Below are 27,000 nucleotides of genomic sequence, written 5' to 3' on the forward strand. Positions count from 1 at the left end.
ATCAGTTTTCTGATGTCAGGTTGCCCATGCAGTTTGACTTTGTCCAGTATCCTGTTCTGCAGACAATAAAAAACCCGCGTCCGGAAAGCTCCGAACGCGGGTGTGTCTTGCGCAAGAGCGCGCTATCAGGTGCGTGCGTCGCCCAGCAGCTTCCACAGGCCAGGGATCAGCAGAGCGGCCAGCGCCAGCTTGATCGCGTCACCCAGCAGGAACGGTGTCAGACCCCATTCCAGGATCGGCTTGTCCCAGCCATACAGCTGACCCAACCACAGCAGTCCCGGCACGTAGATCAGCACGTTGGCCAGTACCAGCGCCAGCGCCAGCTTGCCGACCGAACGGTCCCAGCCGCGCGCGGCCAGTGCGCCCAGCAGAATGGTCGCCATCAGGTAACCGACCAGATAGCCACCGGTGCCACCCATCATGTAGGTCAGGCCGAATTTTTCGGCCGAGGAACCCGCAAACACGTCAAAGCCCAGAGCACCAACCAGCAGGTAACCCAGCATCGTGATCAGGCCAAGGCGCGCGCCATAGGCGGTGCCGATGGTCAGAACGGCGAATGTGCCCATGGTGATCGGAACCGGCCACATCGGCACTTTGATTTTGGCTGCAACAGCCAGAGCAACGATACCCAGGGCAACCAGAGCCACCTGCTTGACGCGCAGCGCCGTCCCCTCACGCGGGCCAAAAGCATTGGCCAGTACGTTTGCGTTCATCTCATTTCTCCACATTCGGACTTATTTGCACATGCAGCAATGCCCGTTCCGGGCCGTTGCTGCAAGATGATTACGCTATCGCAGCGCGTATTTGGTCTCCATTTCATAGGATTTTCGCGGTCCTGATACAGTCCAGCGGACTGTCCAGCGCGGCCATCCCGAGAAATCATAGTCTGCATCATAGCTGTCCGGCGGGCAATCGTGATGATCCTTGACGCGGGTTTGGCCAAGTTTAAGTGCGTGAAAAAACCGATCATCATCAAAGTGAATGGCGATCCGATCACCGGCGTCGCGCCAAAGGTATCGACGCGTTCCCGTCATTGCAGGCTGCCCCGGAACACGCAGCGTGACCGTCTCATCATAGACCAACCCTTGGGTATCTTGCCGTAGCTCTGCCTTACCCTCGGCCTGAATGATCTGGCCTGCACGCTCGTCCCGGATGAGGCGGCTCAGGTCCCAAACCCCCTGGAAATCATAAATATTTCTGGGCAGGCTCACTTCAAATAGATTCCGTCAGTTGTATTACCTGAATCATCCACAAACCGGATGGTTTCACCGCTTTGCTCAACATCATAACAAGCCCAGAAATCCGAAGGCGGCCAGACCGAGCAATAGCGATCATCACGAACGGCCCATCGTCCCGAACTTGGGCGGCCTGAAAAGTACTGCGTTTGCATATTGCTATCGAAGGTCTGGGTGATCCCCTCGCCATAGTCGAGCTTCTTGCCAGCAAGCGCCATCAGAATCTCATCACCCGTCAGTTGCTGAAACTCGTCGGCGGCCACAAATCCGGGCCAAAGCAATAAAATCAGGGCAAACCGTCTCATCCCAGCACTCGCGCCTTGTTCCTTGGTCAATGCGCGGCTAAACCCCGCGCCAACGCCTCATCCCAATCATAAAAAGGTGCTGCCGCCAATGATTCCCCGCTATTCACGCCCCGAGATGGTCGCCATCTGGTCACCCGAGAGCAAGTTCCGCATTTGGTACGAGATCGAGGCGCACGCCTGCGACGCCATGGCCGATCTAGGCGTGATCCCGCGTGAAAACGCCGAGGCCGTGTGGAAAGCCAAGGATGTGGAGTTTGATGTCGCCCGTATCGACGAGATCGAAGCCGTCACCAAACACGACGTCATCGCCTTCCTGACCCATCTGGCCGAACATGTGGGTAGCGAGGAAGCCCGCTTCGTGCATCAGGGCATGACCTCCTCGGACGTACTGGACACTTGCTTCAATGTGCAACTGACCCGCGCCGCCGACCTGCTGATTGCAGACCTCGAAGGTCTGTTGGCTGCCCTGAAACGCCGCGCGATCGAGCACAAAGACACCGTTCGCATCGGTCGCAGCCACGGTATCCATGCCGAACCCACCACGATGGGCCTGACCTTTGCCCGCTTCTATGCCGAGATGGACCGCAACTTGTCCCGGATGCGCGATGCCCGCGCGGAAATCGCCACCGGAGCGATCAGCGGCGCGGTCGGGACGTTTGCGAATATCGACCCGCAGGTTGAAGAGCATGTCTGCGACAAGCTGGGTCTGGTGCCTGAACCGATCAGCACGCAGGTCATTCCCCGCGACCGTCACGCCGCATTCTTCGCCACACTGGGTGTTATCGCCAGCAGCATCGAAAACATCGCTATCGAAATCCGCCACATGCAGCGTACCGAAGTACTGGAGGGGGCCGAGTTCTTCTCGATGGGTCAGAAAGGCTCATCCGCGATGCCGCACAAGAAGAACCCGGTGCTGACCGAGAACCTGACCGGTCTTGCGCGCATGGTGCGTGCGGCCGTGATCCCGGCGATGGAGAACGTGGCGCTGTGGCACGAGCGCGATATCTCGCATTCCTCGGTCGAACGCATGATCGGGCCGGATGCCACTATCACGCTGGACTTTGCACTCGCGCGATTGACCGGTGTAATCGACAAGATGCTGATCTTCCCCGAGAACATGATCGAGAACATGAACAAGTTCCCCGGTCTTGTCATGAGCCAACGAGTGCTGTTGGCGTTGACCCAAGCCGGTGTAAGCCGCGAGGATGCCTATGCCATGGTTCAGCGCAACGCGCTGAAAGTCTGGGAGCATCGCACCGACTTCAAAGAGGAACTGTTGGCCGACGCCGATGTCACCGCCGCGCTGAGCCCGAAAGAAATCGAAGAGAAATTCGATCTCGGCTACCATACCAAACATGTAGATACGATTTTCGCCCGCGTATTCGGCGAATAATTCAAACTCAAACAGTGCTAAAAACTTGGCCCGGCTTGCTCAATGCAGCCGGGCCTTGTGTCTTTGCCAGATTGGCAAAAATCGGTTAATCTGTTGGCACAGTTTCCGCGAAAGGAAAACTCGATGCTACGAACTGCTCTATGCGCAATTGCTCTTATCTGTGCGGGCACCGCCGGATTTGCCTGTAACGGTAACACCAAGCAAACCCAGTCCTGTGCTGAAGGCACAATTTGGGACAGCGAAAGCCAAAGCTGCATGAAAATCGTCAATAGCTGACATTTTTATTTCCTGCTTGTGAATAAAAGCGATCAGTCAATCGTTAGCTTTTTTGAAGATCAAGCTATGATTGTAACAAGTCTCTTTGACAACGGAGTAGGAAAATGCGTCTTGTACTAGCCTCGGCCATCGCTCTTCAGGCCTTTACCTTCGCGCCCATGGCCATTGCTGCGGGTGGTGGGGACAGCAGCCCGCCCAAGCCCACCAACACCACAAAGAAATGCCTGTTTGGACGCGTCTATGACGAGGCAGCCGGGCGCTGCGTCAAACCCAACAAGACAAATTTCACCGAAGACCAACTGTATGATGCCGTGCGCGAGTTGGCTTACGACGGGCAGTACGAAAATGCTCAGGGCATTCTGCGTATCATGGATCAAGATGATGATCGGGTGCAGACCTATTGGGGGTTCACCTATCGCAAGATGGGTGAGCTGAAACTGGCTGACGCATTTTACCAGAAAGCAATTGAATCCAACCCCGACAACATCCTCGCCCGCAGCTACATGGGTCAGGGATTTGTTACCCAGGGCAAGACCGAGTTGGCCATCGCACAATGGCGCGAGATCAAGGCGCGTGGTGGCGAAGGCACATGGGCTGAGACATCGCTGCGCGAAGCGATCAGAACAGGGCTGACATATAGCTACTGAGTTTCAGGGTTTCTTTACCCGACTCTCTATATTCTGCCTGCAACGCGAATGAGGCATTGCAGGCAGATGCAGGACACGAACCTAATGGTGCAGATGACGCCGGGCACGCAAACCCCGGTCGTTGAACAAGACGATGATGCGCCACGTGTTCTGCCGCGCGCCCTCAGCAACCGAGAGAAAGCCGCGGTTGTGGTTCGGCTGCTGCTGAACGAGGGGGCGGATATCCCGTTGGAAGAGCTTCCCGATTCACTGCAGGAACAACTTACCCACCAACTTGGACAGATGGGGTTGGTTGACCGGGTAACGTTGGCCGCCGTCGCACAGGAATTTGCCGATGCGCTGGATGGCGTAGGGCTTGCATTTCCCCATGGGCTTGCCGGTGCTTTGGACGCGGTGAACGGCAAGATCGCCCCAGCCACCGCCGCCCGGCTGCGCAAGGTAGCTGGCGTGAGGCAGATCGGTGACCCATGGCAGCGTTTGCGCGAAGTACCCTCAGAAGATCTGGCCGAAATGGCCAAAGCTGAAAGCACCGAAGTCGCCGCCGTCATGCTGTCGAAACTCGAAACCGCAAAGGCCGCCCAGTTGTTGGGCCACCTGCCCGGCCCCACAGCGCGACGTATAACTTATGCAGTCTCGAAAACGGCCAATGTGACGCCCGAGGCGGTTGAGCGGATCGGATGGTCCTTGGCCGCTCAGCTGGATCAACGCCCCGAGCCCGCCTTTCGGGATGGGCCGGGTGAGCGTGTGGGCGCGATCCTCAACCAGTCGGCCGCGGCAACGCGTGATGGTTTGCTGACCGCGCTGGACGAAGAAGACGCCGATTTTGCGGATACCGTCCGGCAATCGATCTTCATCTTTTCGCATGTGCCCTCGCGCATCCAACCCCGCGATGTTCCAGCGATTCTGCGCGGTGTGGATCAACCCGTTCTCATCACGGCGTTGGCCGGAGCCAATAGCGACGAAGACCTCGCCACGGTCGAGTTCTTCCTAGCCAACATGTCCTCTCGCATGGCGGAAAACTTACGGGAAGAAATCGCCGAACGTGGCAAGGTCAAACAATCCGACAGTGAAGAAGCGATGTCGCAGATCGTTGCAGCCATCCGCGCGCTTTTGGACGAGGGCGCGATCGCACTGGTCGAGGCGGAGGAGAATGCAGAATAGTCCGGCAAGGCGCGACCACTTGTGATCGCACGATGGGGCCTGTATGTCTCGTCGCGCAGTTCACAACGCTCAGGTGTCTCTCCCCATGCCCGTCGAAAAGTCGGAACTAAGCCGATTTGAGCTTGGAAAATACTACGTCGCCAACCTGTTTCTGACCGGCGTAATCCGCGGCATGCGCCTGCTGCCATATGAGCGCCGCATCGGAGCGATGGGCGCGATTGTGCGCTGGCTTGCCCCCATTGTCGGGTTTCGAACCCGCGTGCGCCGCAACCTGAAACTCACCTGCCCAGACCTGCCCGAGGCCGAGGTCAAACGCATCTGCCGCGCCGTGCCTGACAATGCCGGGCGCGCGATCATGGAGCATTTTTCAGCCGACGGTTTCATCGAGCGACAAAGCAAGGCCAAAGTATCGGGCTCGGGTGTCGAAGCATTTGATGCCGCCGTGGCGGAAGGGCGTCCAGTGATGATGATCACTGCGCATTTCGGGCACTATCTGGCCGCGCGGGTCGCGCTGCAGGCGCGTAGCGGTAAACCCATCGGCAGCCTCTATCGCCGCATGGCAAATCCATATTTCAACGACATGTATGTCGAGGCATTCTATCAGACCGGGTCGCCCATGTTCGAACAGGGCCGCCGAGGTATGGTCGAAATGGTCCGTTCACTGAAAAGCGGAGGCATCATTGCCATTGTATCCGACCTGCATGCGCATGGTGGTGAGGAACTGACCTTTTTCGGCAAACCCGCCGTCACCTCGGTGCTGAACGCGGAACTTGCGATCAAATACAAGGCTGTGCTGATTCCCTGCTATGCAGTGCGCCAACCCAACGGGATCGATTTTGAGATCGTCCTGCACGACCCGGTCCCGCATACTGATGCCAAAACCATGACCCAGTTCACCAATGACGACCTGGAAGCGATGGTGCGTCAGCACATGGGACAATGGTTCTGGATTCATCGGCGCTGGAAGTCCTGGAGGGGACTGGGGGTCCAGCCAAAGGATATGCCCTGATCACTTAACCCGCGCTGCGGCCACGATCGGACCATGGCCACTGCGCTGGATCAGAACAACGGCAGGCAATTCCGATGACAATGTTGCGGTGAAACTCTGCGGTGTTTGGCCATCCCAGCGACCGGCAATCTGCCAATTCTCGACCACGTTTGCATAATCCAGATCATGTCCGGCCAATTCGCCACGCCGGATCGAGGTGCGACGCATCGGCGAATACTGCACAATCCGAACATCATAGGTTTCGTCGTCTGGTAACTCGATCGGAACGACATTCATGGATACTTCGTTCGCAGTACGCGTGGCACTGACCTCGGCCTCCGGCGGCGCAGTCAGGTGTGCATCGATTAGCCGGTTCAGTTCAATTGACTTGGCCCCAACCACATCCTGCTGCCCATTCACAACCATCTGCGGCGTATAGATCATCGTCCGCCCGCCTTCACGTGCATAGGCGCGCTGACGATCGGTATGGTCGGGATTGGCGTATTCATCTTTCCAGCCAATGTAGTCCCAATAATCCACATGCAACGCCAGACCGATTACATCATCCCGCTTGGCCAATTCATGCATGATCCGGTCTGCTGGCGGGCAGGACGAGCACCCCTGCGAGGTGAACAGTTCGACCACCACCGGGTCATCCTGCGCCTGAGCCGGGGCAGCAAGAAAGAGTGAAACAAACGCGGTCGCAGCGACTGATCTGAGCATGTTTTCTCTCGATAGAGGATGATTGCCTGAAAGGTTTAAGTCGGAACCGAATAAACTGCCAATCAAGGTTTCTTGAGACCTCAGACACAAGCTTTCGATAAAATGTGTGCAATGGTATACAAAAAACCACCCAAACTGCCCGTTTCACCTTGAAACAACTGGTGTGGTAATGCAGATAACCCTTAGCGAAGCCCGTATTCCAAGTCATTTGAGAGGGAGGCCACAGATGCCCATCAAGGTCGGACAGGACACCGCCAAGACACGCCGCAGCCTGAACGTGAATGGCAAATCCATTTCCTATTATTCGATTCCAGCCGCGCAAGAAGCAGGCTTAGGCGATTTTTCGAATCTGCCTGCCGCGTTGAAAGTGGTTCTGGAAAACATGCTGCGGTTCGAAGATGACGGGTTCTCGGTTTCCGTCGATGACATCAAAGCCTTTGCCGAATGGGGTGCCAACGGTGGCAAGAACCCACGTGAGATTGCCTATCGCCCTGCCCGGGTTCTGATGCAAGACTTTACCGGAGTTCCGGCCGTGGTGGATCTGGCAGCGATGCGCGACGGCATCAAGGGCCTTGGTGGGGACGCGCAAAAGATCAACCCGCTGAACCCGGTCGATCTGGTCATCGACCACTCGGTCATGATTGATGAGTTCGGCAACCCACGCGCGTTTCAGATGAACGTGGACCGCGAATATGAGCGCAACATGGAACGCTATCAGTTCCTGAAATGGGGTCAGAACGCGTTCAACAATTTCCGCGTCGTGCCTCCCGGCACCGGAATCTGCCACCAAGTAAACCTGGAATACCTGGCGCAGACCGTCTGGACAGACACGGACCAAAGCGGCGAAGAAGTCGCTTATCCCGATACACTTGTTGGTACTGACAGCCACACCACCATGGTCAACGGCATGGCCGTTCTGGGTTGGGGCGTTGGCGGAATCGAGGCCGAGGCAGCGATGCTGGGTCAACCGATCTCGATGCTGATCCCCGAGGTTGTGGGTTTTGAACTGACCGGTTCGATGGTCGAAGGCACAACGGGAACTGACCTTGTCCTGAAAGTCGTCGAGATGCTGCGCGAGAAAGGCGTGGTTGGTAAATTCGTTGAATTCTACGGCGAAGGTCTGGACCGCTTGCCCTTGGCCGATCGCGCAACCATTGCCAACATGGCCCCCGAATACGGCGCGACCTGTGGTTTCTTCCCGATTGACGGCGAGACCTTGCGCTATATGCGCAATACTGGACGCGACGAAGACCGCATCGCATTGGTCGAGGCCTACGCCAAGGAAAACGGCTTCTGGCGCGATGCCGATTACGCGCCGATCTACACCGACACTCTGTCGCTGGATATGGGCACAATTGTTCCTGCGATCTCGGGCCCGAAACGGCCGCAGGATTATGTCGCACTAACCGACGCCAAGGCCGCATTCACCAAGGAAATGGCCGAGACCTTCAAACGCCCGATGGGCAAACAAATAGAGGTCAAAGGCGAAAACTACGGCATGGAATCGGGCAAAGTCGTGATCGCCTCGATCACCTCCTGCACCAACACGTCGAACCCGTATGTGATGATCGGCGCGGGCCTCGTTGCACGTAAAGCCGCCGCGCTGGGATTGGATCGCAAACCGTGGGTAAAGACCTCATTGGCGCCCGGCTCGCAGGTTGTGTCCGCCTACTTGGAGGCTGCAGGTCTTCAGGAAGATCTGGACAAGATCGGCTTCAACCTTGTTGGCTATGGCTGCACCACCTGTATTGGCAACTCGGGTCCGATCCAAAGAGAAATCAGCGAAGCGATTGCCGAAGGCGATCTTGTTGCCACTTCGGTGCTGTCAGGCAACCGCAACTTTGAAGGCCGCATCTCGCCCGACGTGCGCGCCAACTATCTGGCTTCACCGCCGCTGGTGGTGGTTTATGCTTTGGCTGGTACGTTGGACATCGACCTGACCTCGGAACCGATTGGACAGGATCAGGCCGGCAACGATGTCTACATGAAAGACATCTGGCCGACCCAAAGCGAAATCGCCGAATTGGTTGAGGCAACCGTGACCCGCGAGGCGTTCCAGTCGAAATATGCCGATGTCTTCAAAGGCGACGAGAAATGGCAGGAGGTCGAGGTTCCACAACAGGAAACCTATGATTGGCCACCGACGTCAACCTACATTCAAAACCCTCCCTATTTCCAAGGCATGGGGCCTGAGCCGGGCACGATCTCGAATATCGATGGTGCAAAGGTTCTGCTGATCCTGGGCGACATGATCACCACCGACCATATCTCGCCCGCCGGTTCGTTTGCGACAACGACACCTGCCGGGAAGTATCTGACGGATCGTCAGGTTCAGCCGCGCGAATTCAACTCGTATGGCTCACGCCGTGGCAACCACGAGATCATGATGCGCGGCACCTTCGCTAATATCCGCGTTAAGAACGAGATGCTGGATGGCGTCGAAGGCGGTTATACAAAAGGCCCGGATGGTGAACAAACCTCGGTCTACGAAGCATCGATGGCCTATCAGGAGCAAGGCACCCCGCTGGTCGTCTTTGGCGGCGAACAGTACGGTGCAGGTTCGTCACGCGACTGGGCGGCCAAGGGCACAGCTCTGCTTGGCGTCAAGGCAGTGATCGCCGAAAGCTTTGAGCGCATCCACCGTTCAAACTTGGTGGGCATGGGCGTCATACCGTTCGAATTCACCGATGGTGATACCCGCAAGACACTGGGTCTGAAAGGTGATGAGACCGTATCGATCCACGGGTTGGATTCAGTTGAGCCCCTGCAGGAAGTGCCCTGCACCATCATTTACGGAGATGGTACCGAAAAGACGATCACCCTGAAGTGCCGCATCGATACCGCGCCCGAGATCGAATACATCGAAAACGGCGGTGTGCTGCAATACGTGCTGCGCAATCTCGCAAAAGCGTCATAAATCAGCAGGTTGATATCCAACCTCAGCCCCCGGCCCTGCGCCGGGGGTTTTGTTTTCTGGCCATTTATTCAAAAATCTGAAACTGTTGAGCAAGACAGTCTTCGGAATTCCATCACCATGAAAAAGCCCAACGCCCTACTGGTTTGCTCGCTTAGCGTCATCGCCGTGATCGGGATCTGGGGCGTCGTCGATATCGAAAGCTTGGTGACTTGGGCCAATAGCATCGTGCAACAAACCTTCCACAGTCGCGGATGGTTCGTGATGCTCGCGGCCTCAGGCATGTTGATCGGGTGTTTGGTTCTGGCCTTTTCGCCATATGGCAAAATCCGTCTGGGCCGGGATGATGAAGAGCCCGAGTTCTCGACCGCCACCTGGATCTCAATGCTGTTCTCCGCAGGAATGGGCGTTGGACTGCTGTTCTGGGCGGTCGCCGAGCCCCTGACCCATTTCAACTTCATCTCGGGCATGGCACCCGACTATGTCGCCGCGCAGCAGGCCATGCTGGCAACAAACTTCCATTGGGGCCTGCACGCCTGGGCGATTTACGGTTCGACCGCGCTGACCATCGCTTATTTCAGCTTTCGGCGCGGGACGGGCATGATGGTCAGCGCACCGATCAAAAGCCTGTTCCCAGGAGAACGCTGGGCCGAGCGGGTCGGGTGGCTGTCGGATTTCATGGCCATTGTTGCAATCTCTATCGGTGTTGGCGGTTCAATGGCCATGGGCGTGTTCCAGGTTGCGGACGGGATTGCGGTTCTGGGTGGCCGGGAAACGGTTGGTGCCCTTCTGATCGGCGTTGTTTTCCTGGCGATGGTCGCAGCCTACATCCCTGCTCTGTTAATCGACCTTGGCCAAGGCATGGCGCGCTTGTCGAATGCGGCAATGCTGATCGCGATCTGCCTTGTGGCCTACACAGTGGTCCTCGGGCCTACAGAGTATCTGTTGAACACTGTGGTTCAAGGGTTCGGCGATTACGTCACCAATGTCATCCCTCGGGGCTTTCAGACCTTCACCTTCTTCGGCGATGACGTCACCAAATGGTTCAGCGACTGGACCCTCACCTATATGGTCTGGTGGATCGCCTGGGGACCTTTTGTTGGTGTGTTTATCGCGCGTATCTCTCGCGGTCGCACGATCCGGGAATTCGTGATCGGAGTACTCTTTGCGCCCACGCTGTTCTCGATCCTTTGGTTCGGTGCCTTCGGCGGCATCGGTCTGTTCGAGGCGCTCAACGGAGCCGGAGAACTGCTGGCCTATACGCAAACAAACATCGAGCGTGTTACCTTCGCCCTGCTCGACCGTTTGCCCTTATCGCAGATCACAATACTTGCAACCGTAGCAGCGGCGTTTCTGTTCATCGTAACCAGCGTTGTAAGCGCGGCCTTTGTGCTGGGTACATTCTCGTCCCAGGGGGACGAAAACCCGCCCCCGCGCGTGCGGCTGATCTGGGGTGCATTGCTGGGCTTGTTGAGTGTCGCGATGATCCTGTCGGGCTCGGTGGAATCGGTCAAAGTCCTGATCTCACTCGGGGCGCTGCCCTTTGTGTTCATTTCGGTTCTGCTGATGGTCTGCCTGTTCCGAGGGCTACGAGAAGAGGGGCTGAGCCATGCTGATCGGTGATCTGACGGATACGCTTATGAATCTGACCACCTTTGCATTCATCGGCGCGATGATCTGGATTTTGGTTCGTAAGTAACGGCTTGAATCCCGACCATTTTACCGATTTCCTACGATTATGGACAAAGTCGCATTGATAACCGGCGGTGCACGCGGAATTGGGCGTGCAATCGTCGAAGACCTCAGCCGTGATCACCGCGTCGCGTTTACTTGGTTGTCGAGCAAACCCACGCCCGAGCTACTGGGTGGGGATGTTCTGGCCATACGCTCTGATCTATCTGCGCCCGACCAGCCGGCTAGCGTGATTTCGCAGGTGATCGAGAGGTTTGGACGGCTGGATGTGATCGTCAACAATGCCGGCCTTGTGAAATCTACCCCCAAAGAGGAATTTCGGGCCGAGGACCACCGCGCCATTCTGGATTTGAACCTGCTGGCCCCCGCCGCATTGTTGGCTGCTGCGCTACCACATCTGAAACGCGACGCCTCAATCGTCAGTATCTCATCCATGAACGCGGTCTTGCCGCCTCGGGATGCTGTGACCTATGGGGCAAGCAAGGCCGCCCTGAATCTATGGACCCACGCCATGGCAAAGGAGCTTGGGCCAAAGGGGATACGCGTTAATGCAGTCGCGCCGGGTGCGATCAACATCCCCGAAGCGCCCCGGTCTGAGGAGTTGACCGCGCTGTTTGTCAAAGAAACCGCTTTAGGTCGCGCGGGAAAGCCCGAGGATATCGCCAAAGTCGTCAGGTTTCTGGCGTCCGATGCCGCATCCTTCATCACTGGTGAGGTTCTGGGCGTCACCGGTGGCTATCGCTTATGAGCCACCTGCGGCTTTCTCAAGTGCTGGGCGGATCGTGCTTTCGATCACCCGCTGAGTGACCGGACCAGCCCAGCGCAGGATGATCGTGCCCTCACCGTCGATCACATAGGTTTCGGGCACACCGTAGACGCCCCAATCCAGCCCCATGCGGCCCTGTTCATCCCGACCGATACCGGCATAGGGATCGCCCAGTTCGGCAAGAAATCCTTCGGCGTTGTCCAGTTGATCTTTGTAGTTGATACCATAGACCGGGATACCCTCGTCAGACAGAGCCTGTAGATTGGGGTGTTCGACGCGGCATGGTGCACACCAACTGGCCCAGTAGTTGACCAGCTTGACCTCGCCATCACGCAGTGTGGCATCATCGAAGCCCGGTTTGCCCGCGAACTCGGTCAGTACAACCGGCGGTGCTGGCTGACCCTCGCGCGCCGAGGGCAAGGCGTTGGGATCGTCGCGGAACATACCGATGCCCGCGAGTACAGCGAAGGCGCCGAAAATCAGCGGAGGCGCGATCATCAGGGGCGAAATCTTAGCCATTGCGTGACATCCTTTGTTCAACCTTCTCCATCTCGGCCCGTACCTTACGGCCCCGGATCACGCTGAAACCCACCAATGCGATCAGAAGTCCGATTGATACGACATAGGACCACAAGACGGTATCGGCATATTTTCCAAGATCAGGCATCACCCGCTCACCCTTTCACGCGCCATAAGCGCCTTGGTCCGGCGGGCGCGAATTTCTGTGCCCGTACGATAGAAGACCAGCGCAATGAACAGCAGTACAAAGCCGATGATGCAAAGCAGCAGTGGATAGAAGTAGATATTGCTTACCTTCTCTTCAGTATCCGTGCCTGTGATCGCCCCGGCGCGCATCACCGAAGCCCCCTGATGCAGCCCCTGATTCCAGAAATTCACGGCATACCGGCTGAGGAACGCAAAGACCGAGCCCACGAGGCAAAGGACCGAGGTCAGGTCCGCCGCTGTATCCGGATCTTCTATCGCTTCCCAAAGCGCGACATAACCTAGATAGAACAGGAACAGGATCAGGAACGATGTCAGGCGCGGGTCCCAGGCCCACCATGTCCCCCACATGGGCTGCCCCCAGATCGCTCCGGTGGCCAATGCGATCAGCGTCATCACGATGCCAATGGGCGCAGCGGCACGGGCAGCCAGCGCACTGACATGGTGGCGACGCACCAACCAGACCAGCGAGGTTGCCAGCATCATCAGCCAGCAATTGATCGCCATCAACGCGGCGGGCACATGCAAATAGATGATCTTTACGGTCGAGCCTTGCTTGTAGTCATCCGGGGTGAAGAAAAAGCCCCAGATCAATCCGACGACCAGACACAGACCTGAGCTGATCCAGAAGAACGGAAGGACCCGTTCGCTGGTCGCGAGGAACTTACGCGGGTTGGCGTATTCCCAAAGGGCATTGGCTTTGGCTGCGATTGTCATGGGCTCTATCTAGTCCGAGTCGGCGTGGTTCTCAATTGACCTCAGTCAAGCTTTGTGGCCATCACCTAAGATTGATGCGCAGTACCGCTGCGCTGGCAAAGGGTAAAAGTGCGACCGTTGCGGCGGTAATCCCTGCCAGCATTAGCAGGGGCGTTTGCGTCTCCATGCCTGTAGCACCGCGTCGGGCGACCTCGGCTCCGAAGATCAAAGTCGGCACGTAGAGCGGCAAAACCAGAAGCGACAGTAGCAGACCGCCCCGTTTTAGACCAACAGTAAGGGCCGCGCCAAAGGTGCCGATAACGCTCATCGCCGGAGTACCGAGGAGCAGTGAGATCACTAGCCACGAAAACCCGGGTACAGGCAGGTTTAGCAACACGCCTAGGAACGGCGCGGCCAGAACCAGCGGCAATCCGGTGGTTAGCCAATGGGCCAGCGCTTTGACGGTAACAACTGATTCCAACGGAAGCGGCGCGGTCGCGAGCAGATCAAGCGAGCCGTCTTCCCAATCCAGCGCCAGAAGGCGATCAAGTGACAGCAGACACGCCAAAAGCGCGCCCAGCCAAAGAACGCCCGGTGCGATGGTCGAAAGCAGCGAAGATTGCGGGCCAACCGAGAATGGCACCAAAACGGTGACGATCAGGAAGAAAGCAAGACCGAGGCCAAAGCCACCCCCCGCACGGAAGGCCAATTTCAGATCACGCAGCAATAAGGCGATCACAAGAAACCTCCGTCGAAATCGTCGATAGGTTTGGGCTTGGCCTTGTTGGGGCCAACGTCCAGAACCTCTCCGTCCAAGCCAAGATCAATATGGGTCGCAATCAGGGCCGAACCACCCTGCCCCAGATGCGCGCGCACCGCATCCGCAAACATCTGCACGGCGTGACGATCCAGCGAGACCGTCGGCTCGTCCAGCATCCAGATCGGGCGGCCAGTAACCAACATACGCGCCAATCCCAGACGCCGTTTCTGCCCCGCCGAAAGGTTACCCGCATGGCGGTCAGCCAACTCGTTCAGCTCAAACGCATCAAGGGCGTGCTGGATATCACGGGTGCCAAAGACCGACGCCCAGAAGTTGAGGTTTTCGACAACGGTCAGGGTCGGTTTTAACCCGTCGGAATGGGACGCGTATGCGATCTGGTCTTCTGCCCCGTCGATTTGCCCTGCCAGCGGCGGTTGCAGGCCCGCAAGCGTACGCAGTAGTGTTGTCTTTCCGATTCCATTCGGCCCCCGCAGGATCAGCGCCCTTCCTGCCTCAAGCGAGAAGCTCAGCCCTTCGAGCACGGGAACTCCGCCGCGTGCGATGGCCAGATCGGTTACCTTTAAAGTCATGAAGCCCGCTTAGCGGATTGTGCGTGTGGGCAAAAGGTCGGAATTGCCGCAGAGCGGCCGGTTGGGTCGCAGTGAGGGGCCAGCCCCTCACACTCCCCGGGATATTTTTAGCCAGTGGAAGAACAGATCCTCAGACCGGGATCAGCGCAAGCGCAACGCGGCGGCCTTCGGAAAGCAGCACGTTGTAGGTGCGGCAGGCCGCCGGAGAGTTCATGATTTCGACACCCAGACCTGCCTCTTCCAATGTGGTGCGCAAGTCGGCTGGGATGTGGGTCAGTTCTTTGCCCGTACCGATGAACAGAACATCGACATGTTCGGACAAGGCCAGCAGGGTCTGGGCGTCGGAGTAACCCGCCCAAGCCGATGTACCAGTGGGACCGGTCAGGACTGCCCCATCATGAACTTCCCCGCCTATCCGAAAGAACCCGGGGCCATAGCCATCAACCGGCTGAGCGTTTGTATATGTGATCTCGTTCAGGCGCATGTGCAGGGTTCTAGCCCCAAAACGGCAGGCCGGACAAGGCCGCTGTTGCAATCACCAGATAGGCTGCGGCGCGGTAGAGGTTCTCGTACTCGGGTCGGAACATCCAGCCCCCCAGCCAGTTGCCCGCGATGTTGGGAACCGCAAGCGCAAGGCCCAATCCGATGCTCGCGATCGAAAGACGCCCCATCCCGCCAAGATATCCGAGGATCAGCAAATCGAAAGCAAACAGGAACAATAGGATCGTCGCGCGGATGATCTCAACCGGTAAGGGCCGTGACATATAAAACAGGATGACAGCAGGCCCCGGTATCCCGGCTACCCCGCCAAGTAGCCCTGCAGCCCCGCCGATCGCAGCAACCATGCCACGCGATACCGCTCCCCGGTAGCGCAGACCAAAAACCAGAACGGCCAGCATCGACAAGGAAATCAGGCTGACGATATAGCGAAACACTTCAGGATCGGTCCGGGTCAGCAGCCATAAGCCAACCGGTAGAAGTAGCGCGCACCCGACCAAAAGGCGCATCAGATCTGCCTTGTCAACAACCGTCCATGCGCGGCGCAGGTTCGGGATCGGGCCAAATATGTCCATGACCGTCAGCGCGATGATGGCACCGAAGGGGCCAAGATACGGGCTGGCGATGGGCAGGAAGATCAGGGCCGTCCCAAAGCCGGAGAACCCACGCACGATGCCCCCAACAAAGGCGGCGAAAATAATAACGGCCAGACCGGTTGGGGTCTGGCCGAAATACTCAGGCATCAATGTTGGCAAACTGGTTGCCCGCCGTATTCGACGGCTTCGACCAGTCGCGCTTGACCCCCAGCCACAGCAGGATGGTCGAGGCCACGAAGACCGACGAATAGGTCCCGACGATCACGCCCCAGATCATCGCGAAGACAAAGCCTCGGATCACGTCTCCGCCCAGTACATAGAGCGAGATCAGCGCCAGCAGCGTGGTCACAGAGGTCATCACCGTCCGGCTGAGCGTTTCGTTGATCGAGATGTTCAGCACCTCTTTGAGGTCTTTCTTCTTATACTTCCGCAGGTTTTCGCGAACCCGGTCGAAGACGACCACGGTGTCGTTCAGCGAATAGCCGACGATAGTCAGTAGAGCGGCGATGATCGCCAGGTCAAAACGGATTTGTAGTTCCGAGAAGATGCCGATTGTCAGGATCACGTCATGCACCAACGCGGCGACCGCCCCGAGTGCGAACTGCCATTCGAACCTGAGCCAGATATAGACAAGCACTGCGCCAATCGCCAAGGCGACCGCAATGACCGCGGTCTGGATCAACTCACCCGAAACCTTGGGGCCAACCGATTCTACCGAGACGAACTGGATATCCGGCGCGGCAACGGTCAGCGCTTCTTCGACGGCTGTGACGGTTGCGGCCGCCACAGCTTCGGCCCCGTCCTGTGCCTGAATGCGGATCATCGCGACGTTTTCATCGTCGCCAAAGGTGGGATCAAAAATCTCGGTGATAGTCACATCGCCAAGCTCTAGCGGCGCGATGGCGTCGCGATAGGCGCCGACGTCGATCTCTTGCGCGCTTTGGGTCCGAATCGTGGTGCCGCCGCGAAAGTCGATGCCGAAGTTCAGCCCTTGCAGCAGGAATGACGTGAATGCGATCACCATCATCAAACCCGAGATGCCCAGCCAGACCTTCCAACGGCTAAAGAAATCGAACGAGGTGTTTTGGGGTACGAGTTTCAGTCTCATGTCAAACCTCGATCGTTTTCGGACGGCGGCGTTCGAACCACATCACGATCATCAGACGCGTCACAAAGATCGCGGTGAAGACCGAGGTCAGAATACCCAGACCAAGCGTAATGGAGAAGCCGCGCACGGGACCACTGCCCATGGCAAACAGGATGGTTGCGGTAATGAACGTGGTCACGTTTGCGTCCAGAATGGCCGAAAGCGCTTTTTCGTATCCCAGCTCGATGGCACGCGCCGGACCTTTGGCAGATTTCAGCTCTTCGCGGATACGCTCGAAGATCAGCACGTTGGCGTCAACTGCCATGCCGACGGTCAGCACGATACCCGCGATCCCGGGCAAGGTCAGCGTGGCGCCGATCAGTGAGAGCAGGCCAAACAAAAGCCCCACGTTCAGGATCAGCGCAATATTGGCGAAGATGCCGAACAGGCCGTAGCTGAGAGCCATGAATACCAACACGGCGACAAAGGCCACGATTGTCGCGACTTTACCTGCGTCGATACTGTCCTGACCCAGCTCAGGGCCGATGGTGCGCTCTTCCAGGAAGTCCAGACCTGCAGGCAAGGCACCTGCGCGCAGCAGAACGGCCAAATTGGTGCTTTCTTCAACTGTGAAGTTGCCAGTGATGATGCCCGAACCACCTGGGATATGGCTTTGGATTACAGGGGCCGAGATCACCTCGTCATCCAGGACGATAGCAAAGGGTGCGCCAATGTTTTCTAGCGTGTAATCGCCGAATTTGCGCGCGCCAGAGGTGTTGAACCGGAAGCTGACCGCAGGGCGGCCGTTCTGGTCGAAGGATGGCTGCGCGTCGACCAATTCTTCACCGGTCACGACGGGTGCGGCGTCCAGAGTGTAATACACACCATCTTCATCGATCGATGGCACAAGCTTCTCGCCAACGCCCGGAATGGCATCCGGGTCAGTCCCGCGTCCAACGACAGGATTGAACGTCAACTGTGCCGTCGTGCCGATAATCTCTTTGAGCTCCCCGGCGCTGCCGATGCCGGGCACCTGAATCAGGATACGATCAGCGCCCTGACGCTGGATCGTTGGTTCGCGTGTGCCAACCTCGTCGATCCGACGGCGGATGATCTCAAGGGACTGGCGCACAGTACGATCATCCGAAGCAAGCTTTTCGGCCTCGGACAGTTGGACAACGATAGTGTCCCCCTCAGCGCGGGCCTCTATATCTGTTGCCCCTGCCCCGGTCAGCGTCTGCACCTGTCGGGCCAGACCGCGCACAACCTCTAATGCGCGGGACATGCCCTCGGGTTGGCTGATGCGCACGCGAATCTCGTCAGGCGCCGAATCCTGACGACGGATCGTGCCGACCGTCGCGCGTTCATCACGCAGCGCGTCGCGGATTTCGGGCCACATCGCCTCCATCCGGGATTCGTAGACATCATCAACCTTGACCTCGGCAAGCAAATGCGCGCCGCCGCGCAAGTCGAGCCCGAGATTGACCAGAGACGACGGCAGCCAGTTCGGCCATTGCGCGGCCTCGGCCTGCATTTCAGGTGTATCAATGCCCAGCTCAATCGCAGCCTTGGCATCGTTAGATTGTTCTACGCGCGTATAAAACGCATTCGGCAGGGCAAGGAACAGACCGATCACACAGACCGACCAGATCAGAACCCGCTTCCAGGAATCAATTTGCAGCATTACCCTGCCTTTTCAAGGAATTGTCGCGCGAAGTTACTTCGCAGGTTCGGTCTTGTTCAGAACCTGAGCGATGGTCGATTTGACCACGCGAACCTTAACGCCCTCGGCGATCTCGACTTCGATCTCGTTGTCGCCTTCCTTGACCTTCGACACCTTGCCGATCAGCCCGCCTTGGGTGACAACCTGATCGCCCCGGCGCACGGCTTCGACCATGGCCTGATGTTCCTTCATCTTTTTCTGCTGCGGACGGATCAGCAGAAAATACATAATCGCGAAGATCAGGATCAGCGGGAGAAACTGGGCGATTGCGCCACCTTCCATGGGATATTCCTTTGTTCTGATGATGCAGAGAGCTCTCTGCAAAGTTTGCGGGAACCTATGCTTTGAAACATGGGTTTGCAAGCAAACCTGGCCCCATTTCGATCATCGGGTTCAAAGGTTTGCTGCCGGACGTTGCAGATATGTTCTAGGCAGACCCTTCCAGTCAGATATAGTCCTGTGGCAGGAGGCCTAATGATTCAATCAATCCAGACCCTTGGCGCGTTTGTTCGCCTGATGCTCGTGACAACCTGTATAGGTCTTTTGGCGTCGCCCGTATGGGCACAGAACGCCACTAGCGAAGAGCCTGCTATAGAAGACACTGAATCAGAGATTTTTCAGGCTCCGGTTATCGTTGACGGCGACACCTTGTTTCACCTGCGCGGCTCCAGCGCGCTGCCCGCTCCGGAACGGGCCGCGAGTGTACAGAACAAGATCATCGAAATCGCCGAGGCCTCAGACGCCGAGCAGGTCTCAATAACCTTCGAGGACTCAGAGTTCGGCATTCGAATCTTTGCCGATGGTGTTCAAGTTTCGATCGTGACCGATGCCGATTCCGAGCTTGAGCAGATGGACCTGAACGTTCTCAGTTTGTTGCACGGCGACGCTATTAAACAATCCATTGAAAGCTATCGCGCAAACCGCACCGAACAGGCGCGTGTTTCGGGTGCCATCGAAGCCTTGGCATGGACAGCTGGATTCGCGCTTTTTGTCGTCGTTATCCTGTGGCTGCATCGGCGTATTCGCCGCCGTACGCTGAAACTGGTCAAGCGTTACCTCAAGGATGTCGAAACCGCGACCGCAAAAAGCGTTCAGGCCGAGGCCATCGCCGCGTTGATCCGGTATGCTCTGAATTTTGTCCTGCTGGTGATCTTTTTCCTCGGCTTCTACTACTATCTCTCCTTCGTTCTGCTTGCCTTTGCCGAGACGCGCTATTTCGCGCAACTCCTGCTGACCTACTTGACCGAGCCGGTCCTGCTAATCTTCAAAGGCATCCTCAGCTACATCCCAAACCTGATCATGTTGATACTGATCGCATGGATAACGCTGTATATTATCCGGGGCATGCGTGTGTTCTTTGACGCCGTCGAGGCGGGAACCTTTGACATGGGCGATTTTGAAAGCCACTGGGTGAACCCGACCTTCAACATCGCCCGCGTCGTCGTTATCCTGATCGCTCTGGTCTTTGCTGTCCCTTACATCCCCGGGTCAGACTCGGCGGCGTTTCAGGGGCTGACGATTCTGGTTGGTGCCATGCTGTCGCTGGGCGCGAACTCGGTCGTGTCGAACATGCTGGCGGGGCTGTTTGTGATCTATCGCCGCTCGACCTCTATCGGGGATCGGATCCAGATCGGGGACCATATCGGCGATGTGGTACAGATCAAGTTGATGGAGACGCATCTGAAGTCCATCAAGAATGAACTGATCTCGATCCCGAACGCCCAATTGATGAATTCGGACGTGGTTAATTTCTCGAAGAGAACCGACGGTAGCGGGTTGCTGCTGCACACGACCGTAGGCATCGGGTACGAAGAGCCACCCGAGAAAGTTGAGGCAATGCTGATAGAAGCCGCCCATCGCACCAAGGGGATCAAGGCAAAGCCCGAACCCTTTGTTTTATGGACCGCATTGGCCGATTACGCGATAAACTATCAGATCAACGGTTATACCACGCGGGGCAGTATCATCCCGAAAATCCGCTCGGACCTGCATCGCAACATCGTGGCCGTGTTCAATGAGAATAACGTGCAGATCATGACACCTTCGTACATGGCCGACCCGCCCGAGCCGAAAATCCCAACCGAAGAGTGGGATGGCCATCTGGCGCATGAATCCCACGAGGAATCGGATAAGTCGTAACCGGTGCTACACCCTGCCATTCAGATGGTGCATAAGCGGATTCAGTGATTCACGCAGTTAAGGATCTGAACCATGCACGACATCCGCGCCATACGCGAAAACCCAGCCGCCTTCGACGCCGCCCTTGCGCGCCGTGGGGACGCGCCGGTGTCGTCAGACCTGCTGAGGCTGGACGAAAGCCGCCGCGCCAAGATTCTGGCTGCTGAGACAGCTCAGGCCGAGCAGAACAAGGCCTCCAAGGAGGTTGGCGCTGCCAAAGGGCGCGGGGATGAAGCTGAATTCGAACGCCTGCGCGCTCTGGTCGCCGAGAAAAAGGCCGAAGTGGCCCGGATGCAGACCGAGGCCAAGGATCTGGACGCTCTGCTGGCCGACCAGCTGATCCGCATCGCGAACCTGCCCGCCGAGGATGTGCCCGAAGGCGCGGATGAGAACGACAATGTCGAGATCAATCGCTGGGGCACACCACGCGAATTGGATTTTGCACCTAAAGAGCATTTCGAAATCGATGCCGTCCAAAACGGCATGGATTTTGAGACGGCTGCCAAACTCTCCGGCTCGCGCTTTGTGCTGCTGTCGGGCGGCGTCGCTCGCATCCATCGAGCTTTGGCGCAGTTCATGCTGGACACGCATATCAATGAGAACGGGCTGACCGAGGTCAACGGCCCGGTTCTGGTTCTCTCGGAAATGATGCAGGGCACCGGCCAGTTGCCGAAGTTTGGCGAGGACAGCTATCAAACCCGCGAAGGCTGGTGGCTGATCCCGACTTCCGAGGTTTCACTGACCAACATCGTCAACGACACGATGATCGAGGAAAGCTATCTTCCCCGCCGCTATACCGCCCATTCTCTGTGCTTCCGGTCCGAGGCTGGATCGGCGGGCAAGGACACACGCGGGATGCTGCGGCAGCACCAGTTCGAAAAGGTCGAGATGGTCTCGGTCACCCATCCGGACAAGTCGGATGATGAACAGAAACGTATGCTGCGCTGCGCCGAAGGCATTCTCGAAAAGCTGGGCATCCCCTATCGCACCGTGATCTTGTGCACCGGCGACATGGGCTTTGGTGCACGACGCACTTACGACATCGAGGCGTGGCTGCCGGGCCAGAACACTTATCGCGAGATCAGCTCGGTCTCGACATGCGGGGATTTTCAGGCGCGCCGCATGAATGCGCGCTTCCGGCCCGAGGCCGGGGGAAAGCCAGAATATGTCCATACCCTGAATGGTTCGGGCCTGGCCGTGGGGCGCTGCCTGATAGCTGTGTTGGAAAATGGTCAGAACACGGATGGGACGGTCACCCTGCCCGAGGTTCTGGCACCCTATCTGGGCGGCAAGCTAACCCTTCAAACCAACGGCACGCTGACTTAAAAAAACCGGCGCATTCAGGCGCCGGTTCCCGATCGGATAAGGCGGAGAAGTATCACTTCTTCGCCTTTTTCTTATCTTTCTTCTTTCCGGGCTTCTTGTCGGACTTCTTCTTATCGTCCTTCTTTTTGGCGTCCTTTTTCTTAACGTCTTTTTTGGGCTTCTTGTTTTTCTTACCCTTCTTGGACTTTTCTTTGACCTTTTCCTTAGCTTTGGAAAACACCGCCTCCATTTCAGACTTCTTCTTGGCCGCCTTTTCAGCCTTCGCCTTGGCTTTCGCCTTTTTCTTTGCCTTGGCCTCGGCAGCGGCCTGTTCTGCCGCCGCGCGCTCCTTTGCCGCCTTACGCTCGGCCTCGGCCTTGTTCGCAGCCGCATTGCTTTTGGCTGTCGCGCGCTGCACAGCCGATTTCCGCTCTGCAGGCTTGCGGGTGGCAGCGCGGGGCGCGGGCTTGGGCTTGGCATCAACGACTTCTTTCGCAGCCGCGATCAGCTTAGCTGCGCGGGTGGAACCGACGCGCGGGGTGCCGGACAGATCTTCCGGTTTTGCCTTAGCAATGGCTTCTGCTGTTTTGTAGCCCTTTGCATTCAAGGCCTTTGCCAGCGCTGGCCCTACGCCACGCACCTCAGTAACTGCGGTCATTTCGTTTCCTTTCGTTAACTCCCCCAGATTGTAAACGCACAGCACATACGTTCCTGCGAGAGCGCCAATTCAAGAATTAGACAGGAGGTTACCCGCTTTCGGCCAGGCGATGGCCTGCAGTCCGGCTGGGAAATGGGACAAGTCTTTTGGCATCTTCATCCCATAGTTTCAGATTCAGCGCCGCCACCGCCTCGGGAAACTTGATCCGTCGCGGTGTGTATTCTGGCGGCAGGTTATAGTGGCACGCGCGCAGCCGGTAAGATGGGATGCGGGCATTGAAATGGTGGATGTCATGCAATGTGATGCAGGCCACCGCATTATCGAACCACCAGCCGAAATCCAGCGCCGAGGACCCCTCCAACGCAGCCAGCTTTGGATCCAGCTCGGGGCGGCGATCCCAGTAGGTGTCTTCGAAATTGTGCTGCAAATACACCAGGAACACCCCAAGCATCCCGCCCAGCAGCGAAAACACCAGCCAGACCAGAATGCCGGTGGCACCGGCGATCAAATACAGCAGCCCCAAAAACACAACAATCGAGAGGTTGTGCAGCACCACGCCCATCACGCCGAACCGCACGGTGTTCTTGGGCCAGCGATAGCGGATGAAGTATGTGAATAGCGCGCCAACCGGCACCAGAATGAAGGGATTCCGATACAGTCGGTAAAACAAACGCTTTTTCCAATCCGCCTCGTTCCATTCGCGCAGCGTCATGGTGTGGATTTCACCGGTCTCGCGATGCTCGAGGTTGCCGATTCCGGCGTGATGCAGATTGTGGTTCTGCTTCATCACCTCGAACGGGGCAAATGTGAAGGGCGATAACCCATGGCCAGCCCATTCGTTCTGCTCGCGCGTTTCAAACAACGAATGGTGCCCGCAATCATGCTGCAGGACATAGAGACGCACGGCAGAGAAGGCAAAAACGATCCCGGCCGGGATCATGATGTACCAGCGGTCGACATAGGTGATCGCCAATGTAAGCGATGCGAAATACACCGCGAATGTTCCGAAGTAACTGAGCGCGGCAAGCTTGTTGTCCTGCACCGCGTATTGTCTTGTATATTCTCTCAGATCCATCACGCCCGCTCCCCACGGAGGTCCGACCAATCACAAATTCAAAATTAAGTGCGGAGATCCCGCAAACAAGCAACACGTGCAAAACAAATGCACGTGCTTGAATGCTAACGCGCAGAAACGGGGCTGTCACGCCCCCTCTCTGAAAATGCTTGAAATTAGCGCAGTTACGCCCGTCCCTTGAGATGCTTGGCCAGTGCGCCTGCGTTTTTCTTGCGCCGCCCTTTGTAGGGGTTCTTGTCCCCTTGCCCGCGCAAAGTCAGGCGGATCGGAGTGCCCGGCATATCAAAATCCTCGCGCAGGCCATTGACCAGATAACGCGAATAGCTGTCAGGCATCTTGTCAGGGTGCGAGCACATGACCACAAACCCCGGCGGACGGGTCTTGGCCTGCGTCATGTAACGCAGCTTGATCCGGCGCCCCTGCGGCGCGGGCGGCGGGTGCTGTTCCAGCATGGCGGTCAGCCAACGGTTCAGCGCTGCGGTCGGCACCCGGCGGTTCCAAACATCATGGGCACGCAGGATCGCGGCGCGCAGACGTTCCAGACCGCGGCCTGTTTTTGCCGACACGGTGATCAAAGGAGCACCACGCAACTGCGGCAGCAGACGTTCGAAGGATTCTTTTAGGTCGCGCAGCTTTTCCTGTTTGTCTTCTTCGATGTCCCATTTGTTGACGGCGACGACCACAGCACGACCCTCACGTTCGGCCAGATCGGCAATGCGCAGATCCTGTTGCTCGAATGGGATAGCCGCATCCAGCAACACGACGACGACCTCGGCAAACTTGACTGCGCGCAGCCCGTCGGAAACCGAGAGTTTCTCAAGCTTCTCCTGCACCTTGGCCTTCTTCCGCATCCCGGCGGTATCAAAAATCCGCATCGGGGTACTGTCCCCGTCAGGGTCGGCCCAGTCGATCCGCAAGCTGATCGCGTCGCGCGTGATCCCGGCCTCGGGGCCGGTCAGCAATCGATCCTCGCCGATGATCTTGTTGATCAGGGTGGATTTACCGGCATTCGGACGGCCAACTACAGCGACTTGCAGGGGTTTGTCAGCGGTGATCAGCGGGGCTTCGCCTTTCCCGTCTTCGTCCAGCTCGATATCGGTTTGCGGTGTCTCTTCTACGCGCGCCTCTTCAGCCGCGTCAGCCAGTGGCATCAACTGCGCATAGAGGTCCGTCATCCCCTCGCCATGTTCGCCCGACAGACGCACCGGCTCGCCAAGGCCAAGGTTGTATGCTTCAAGCACGCCCGCATCAGCCGCGTTCCCTTCGGCCTTGTTCGCTGCCAGGATCACGTGTTTGGAGCGCTTACGCAGAATCTCGGCGAACATTTCGTCCGTGGGCGTCAAGCCCACCCGCGCGTCAATCATGAACAGGCAGACATCGGCCAAGTCCACTGCACGCTCGGTCAGGCGGCGCATCCGACCTTGCAAGCTGTCATCGGTTGCGTCCTCAAGACCCGCCGTATCGATCACGGTAAAACGCAGATCGCCCAGCCGCCCTTCACCTTCGCGCAGGTCACGCGTCACGCCGGGCTGGTCGTCGACCAAAGCCAGGCGTTTGCCCACAAGGCGATTGAACAGAGTGGATTTGCCCACATTCGGGCGCCCCACGATGGCGAGGGTCAGCGACATGATACTCAACTTTCAAGACTCAAGATGCGCCCTTTAACGCATCTTGTCGTCAACGGAAAGCGTGCAGTTCGCCCTTGGTCGATACAACATACAGCGTCTGACCCGCCACGACCGGTGCCGTGGTCGCGCCACCCGGCACTTCGACCTGATGCACCAGCGCTCCGTCGACGGGATTGAAGAAGCGCAGATAGCCGTCGTTCGAAGCCACGACAAGGCGTCCACCGGCCATGATCGGGCCGTAATGGGCAAAGATCGGACCCCGGCGGCCCGGCTTGTTCTTGACAAAGCCCGGCAGATCGATGGCCCAGACAGTCGAGCCATCGGCTGCATCCAACCGTACCAACTGGCTGCGATCACTGATCAGAAAAACACTGTTCCCCGCCGGCCAGACTGTATCAACGGCCCCCTCCGGTGCAGTCCAGTTCCGCTCACCCGAATTCCCGTCGAAGGAAACCGTGCGCCCCGAGTGGTTGCCGATTATGACCGAACTACCCGACACCATGGGCCCGGCGGTCACATCCACGATCTGAGCTGCCGCTCGGCCCCGACGCCCGCCTGCAACGGACGCGTTCCAGCGTAAAATACCGCCCCGGCGGAATGTTGCCGCGACATCACCCGATCCAAAGGCAAAGACTGACAAGTCCGAGGCAATCACGGGCGCAGGTGCACCCAGAACGTTGCCGACGCTCGGCGTGCCTTCGATTTGCCAGATGATCCGCCCATCCTTGGTATTCACCGCCCAACCGGTTTCGTCCCCGGCCACCAGATAGAGTATGCCGCCGCTAACCAATGGAGCACCGCTGCCAGTTGCATTCAGACGTTTCTGCCACCTTTGCGCCCCGGATTTCGCATCGAGCGCGGTCAGCCTACCGAAACCCGACGAGACATAAAGCACACCGTCGGCATAGGCGAGCCCTCCGCCTGTGGCATCCCCGTCCTTTTCATTCGGCGGGATAAGGTTTGTGCTCCAGGCGACCTGCCCTTGGGGCGTAACAGCCGAGACATTTGCCCCGGAATCGAGCGTATATATCAGGCCACCAGCAACAACAGGGTCTGCGGTGATCCGCTGTTTTCGGCTATCGCCGGACCCAATGTTAGCAGACCAAATACGTTGCGGTGTGGCACTCAGCGCTGCGTTGGTAGTGCGGAAGGCGGGTGTACCCGCGCTTTGCGACCAGTTGGCGTTGCGGCTTTGAGCCGGAATACTGATCGGTTTGGCGCCACGGGTTTCAACGGTTTCGTTGTCGATGGAGGCACGAATATCCTCACGCTCACCCGGCAGAATGACTTCGGGTTCCTGACAGGCGCTGAGAACGGTGAGCGCGGCTGCCGCAACCGGCAATCCGAAGCCTGAGAAATAACGTGATAGCATAATCTACAAAC

27 protein-coding genes are annotated in these 27,000 nt (G+C 57.7%); 9 read left to right on the forward strand and 18 right to left on the reverse strand.

The annotated features are described in order from the left end of the window. Positions 1 to 125: 125 nt before the first annotated feature. The 3 genes from AC2TEM_RS19235 to AC2TEM_RS19245 all read right to left on the reverse strand — a co-directional run bounded on the left by AC2TEM_RS19235 (position 126) and on the right by AC2TEM_RS19245 (position 1,540). Positions 126 to 713 carry a biotin transporter BioY gene (locus AC2TEM_RS19235; protein WP_010442062.1) on the reverse strand — a complete coding sequence of 196 codons (588 nt, stop codon included), beginning with the start codon at positions 711 to 713 and terminating at the stop codon, positions 126 to 128. A gap of 75 nt (positions 714 to 788) precedes the next feature. Further along, positions 789 to 1,211 carry a DUF6314 family protein gene (locus AC2TEM_RS19240; protein ID WP_170422260.1) on the reverse strand — a complete coding sequence of 141 codons (423 nt, stop codon included), beginning with the start codon at positions 1,209 to 1,211 and terminating at the stop codon, positions 789 to 791. Further along, a complete protein-coding gene (locus AC2TEM_RS19245; protein ID WP_170396412.1) occupies positions 1,208 to 1,540 on the reverse strand; it encodes a hypothetical protein in 333 nt (110 codons plus the stop codon). Before AC2TEM_RS19245 ends, AC2TEM_RS19240 begins: the two co-directional genes overlap by 4 nt. A gap of 88 nt (positions 1,541 to 1,628) precedes the next feature. Between AC2TEM_RS19245 and purB the strand changes: the two genes are divergently transcribed. The 4 genes from purB (at position 1,629) to AC2TEM_RS19265 (ending at position 6,026) form a co-directional block, all read left to right on the forward strand. Continuing rightward, positions 1,629 to 2,933, forward strand: a complete 1,305-nt coding sequence (gene purB / locus AC2TEM_RS19250; RefSeq protein ID WP_170422262.1) for an adenylosuccinate lyase — start codon at positions 1,629 to 1,631, stop codon at positions 2,931 to 2,933. A 380-nt stretch (positions 2,934 to 3,313) separates the two neighbouring features. Next, entirely contained in the window at positions 3,314 to 3,856 is a 543-nt protein-coding gene (locus AC2TEM_RS19255; RefSeq protein ID WP_170403198.1) for a hypothetical protein, read from the forward strand. 84 nt (positions 3,857 to 3,940) lie between these two features. Beyond that, entirely contained in the window at positions 3,941 to 5,017 is a 1,077-nt protein-coding gene (locus AC2TEM_RS19260; protein WP_170422482.1) for a FliG C-terminal domain-containing protein, read from the forward strand. 85 nt (positions 5,018 to 5,102) lie between these two features. Continuing rightward, complete coding sequence (locus tag AC2TEM_RS19265; protein WP_170396406.1) at positions 5,103 to 6,026, forward strand: lysophospholipid acyltransferase family protein; 924 nt, start codon at positions 5,103 to 5,105, stop codon at positions 6,024 to 6,026. Here the strand turns inward: AC2TEM_RS19265 and AC2TEM_RS19270 are convergent, their stop codons facing one another. Further along, positions 6,027 to 6,728, reverse strand: a complete 702-nt coding sequence (locus AC2TEM_RS19270; protein WP_170396404.1) for a DUF1223 domain-containing protein — start codon at positions 6,726 to 6,728, stop codon at positions 6,027 to 6,029. A 226-nt stretch (positions 6,729 to 6,954) separates the two neighbouring features. Between AC2TEM_RS19270 and acnA the strand changes: the two genes are divergently transcribed. The 3 genes from acnA (at position 6,955) to AC2TEM_RS19285 (ending at position 12,082) form a co-directional block, all read left to right on the forward strand. After that, entirely contained in the window at positions 6,955 to 9,645 is a 2,691-nt protein-coding gene (gene acnA, locus AC2TEM_RS19275) for an aconitate hydratase AcnA (protein ID WP_170512889.1), read from the forward strand. A gap of 117 nt (positions 9,646 to 9,762) precedes the next feature. Beyond that, on the forward strand, positions 9,763 to 11,265 hold the full coding sequence (locus tag AC2TEM_RS19280) for a BCCT family transporter (RefSeq protein WP_480790363.1): 1,503 nt from the start codon (positions 9,763 to 9,765) through the stop codon (positions 11,263 to 11,265). Between the two features lie 115 nt (positions 11,266 to 11,380). After that, positions 11,381 to 12,082 (forward strand): SDR family NAD(P)-dependent oxidoreductase, encoded by a 702-nt coding sequence (locus tag AC2TEM_RS19285; RefSeq protein ID WP_170422266.1) that lies wholly within the window; start codon positions 11,381 to 11,383, stop codon positions 12,080 to 12,082. Here AC2TEM_RS19285 and AC2TEM_RS19290 read toward each other — a convergent pair. The 10 genes from AC2TEM_RS19290 to yajC form a co-directional block, all read right to left on the reverse strand. Beyond that, complete coding sequence (locus AC2TEM_RS19290; protein ID WP_170396396.1) at positions 12,077 to 12,619, reverse strand: DsbE family thiol:disulfide interchange protein; 543 nt, start codon at positions 12,617 to 12,619, stop codon at positions 12,077 to 12,079. The two genes, AC2TEM_RS19285 and AC2TEM_RS19290, sit on opposite strands and share 6 nt — an antisense overlap. After that, positions 12,612 to 12,767 (reverse strand): heme exporter protein CcmD, encoded by a 156-nt coding sequence (gene ccmD, locus AC2TEM_RS19295; protein WP_037321536.1) that lies wholly within the window; start codon positions 12,765 to 12,767, stop codon positions 12,612 to 12,614. The genes AC2TEM_RS19290 and ccmD overlap by 8 nt, the downstream gene beginning before the upstream one ends. Then, on the reverse strand, positions 12,767 to 13,540 hold the full coding sequence (locus AC2TEM_RS19300) for a heme ABC transporter permease (protein WP_170396395.1): 774 nt from the start codon (positions 13,538 to 13,540) through the stop codon (positions 12,767 to 12,769). Before AC2TEM_RS19300 ends, ccmD begins: the two co-directional genes overlap by 1 nt. A 61-nt stretch (positions 13,541 to 13,601) precedes the next feature. Further along, positions 13,602 to 14,258 (reverse strand): heme exporter protein CcmB, encoded by a 657-nt coding sequence (ccmB, locus tag AC2TEM_RS19305; RefSeq protein WP_170396393.1) that lies wholly within the window; start codon positions 14,256 to 14,258, stop codon positions 13,602 to 13,604. Further along, positions 14,255 to 14,869: a heme ABC exporter ATP-binding protein CcmA gene (ccmA, locus tag AC2TEM_RS19310; RefSeq protein WP_170396391.1), complete on the reverse strand. Its 615-nt coding sequence runs from the start codon at positions 14,867 to 14,869 to the stop codon at positions 14,255 to 14,257. The genes ccmB and ccmA overlap by 4 nt, the downstream gene beginning before the upstream one ends. Positions 14,870 to 14,999: 130 nt before the next feature. Beyond that, entirely contained in the window at positions 15,000 to 15,353 is a 354-nt protein-coding gene (locus AC2TEM_RS19315; protein ID WP_170403221.1) for an Mth938-like domain-containing protein, read from the reverse strand. Positions 15,354 to 15,363: 10 nt separating this feature from the next. After that, positions 15,364 to 16,110, reverse strand: a complete 747-nt coding sequence (locus AC2TEM_RS19320) for a TSUP family transporter (RefSeq protein WP_170404719.1) — start codon at positions 16,108 to 16,110, stop codon at positions 15,364 to 15,366. Further along, positions 16,103 to 17,071 carry a protein translocase subunit SecF gene (secF, locus tag AC2TEM_RS19325; protein WP_170422272.1) on the reverse strand — a complete coding sequence of 323 codons (969 nt, stop codon included), beginning with the start codon at positions 17,069 to 17,071 and terminating at the stop codon, positions 16,103 to 16,105. The genes AC2TEM_RS19320 and secF overlap by 8 nt, the downstream gene beginning before the upstream one ends. A 1-nt stretch (position 17,072) precedes the next feature. After that, positions 17,073 to 18,734, reverse strand: a complete 1,662-nt coding sequence (secD, locus tag AC2TEM_RS19330) for a protein translocase subunit SecD (RefSeq protein WP_170403231.1) — start codon at positions 18,732 to 18,734, stop codon at positions 17,073 to 17,075. A 33-nt stretch (positions 18,735 to 18,767) separates the two neighbouring features. Then, a complete protein-coding gene (gene yajC, locus AC2TEM_RS19335) occupies positions 18,768 to 19,055 on the reverse strand; it encodes a preprotein translocase subunit YajC (protein ID WP_155151194.1) in 288 nt (95 codons plus the stop codon). Between the two features lie 192 nt (positions 19,056 to 19,247). On the opposite strand from yajC, the gene AC2TEM_RS19340 reads away from it, so the two are divergent. After that, positions 19,248 to 20,912, forward strand: a complete 1,665-nt coding sequence (locus AC2TEM_RS19340; RefSeq protein ID WP_170396382.1) for a mechanosensitive ion channel domain-containing protein — start codon at positions 19,248 to 19,250, stop codon at positions 20,910 to 20,912. 72 nt (positions 20,913 to 20,984) lie between these two features. After that, positions 20,985 to 22,277, forward strand: a complete 1,293-nt coding sequence (gene serS, locus AC2TEM_RS19345) for a serine--tRNA ligase (protein ID WP_170422274.1) — start codon at positions 20,985 to 20,987, stop codon at positions 22,275 to 22,277. A gap of 52 nt (positions 22,278 to 22,329) precedes the next feature. On the opposite strand, the gene AC2TEM_RS19350 is transcribed toward serS, so the two are convergent. The 4 genes from AC2TEM_RS19350 to AC2TEM_RS19365 all read right to left on the reverse strand — a co-directional run bounded on the left by AC2TEM_RS19350 (position 22,330) and on the right by AC2TEM_RS19365 (position 26,989). Beyond that, complete coding sequence (locus AC2TEM_RS19350) at positions 22,330 to 22,914, reverse strand: helix-hairpin-helix domain-containing protein (RefSeq protein ID WP_170422276.1); 585 nt, start codon at positions 22,912 to 22,914, stop codon at positions 22,330 to 22,332. Between the two features lie 88 nt (positions 22,915 to 23,002). After that, positions 23,003 to 23,989, reverse strand: coding sequence for a fatty acid desaturase (locus AC2TEM_RS19355; RefSeq protein WP_170396376.1), 987 nt, complete (start codon positions 23,987 to 23,989; stop codon positions 23,003 to 23,005). A 164-nt stretch (positions 23,990 to 24,153) separates the two neighbouring features. Continuing rightward, the gene (gene der / locus AC2TEM_RS19360; protein ID WP_170422278.1) at positions 24,154 to 25,617 is read right to left on the reverse strand and encodes a ribosome biogenesis GTPase Der; all 1,464 of its coding nucleotides are present in this window, start codon (positions 25,615 to 25,617) and stop codon (positions 24,154 to 24,156) included. Between the two features lie 49 nt (positions 25,618 to 25,666). After that, positions 25,667 to 26,989: an outer membrane protein assembly factor BamB family protein gene (locus tag AC2TEM_RS19365; RefSeq protein WP_170396372.1), complete on the reverse strand. Its 1,323-nt coding sequence runs from the start codon at positions 26,987 to 26,989 to the stop codon at positions 25,667 to 25,669. Positions 26,990 to 27,000 lie beyond the last annotated feature (11 nt).

The sequence above is a fragment of the Ruegeria sp. HKCCD3925 genome, from assembly GCF_057221175.1.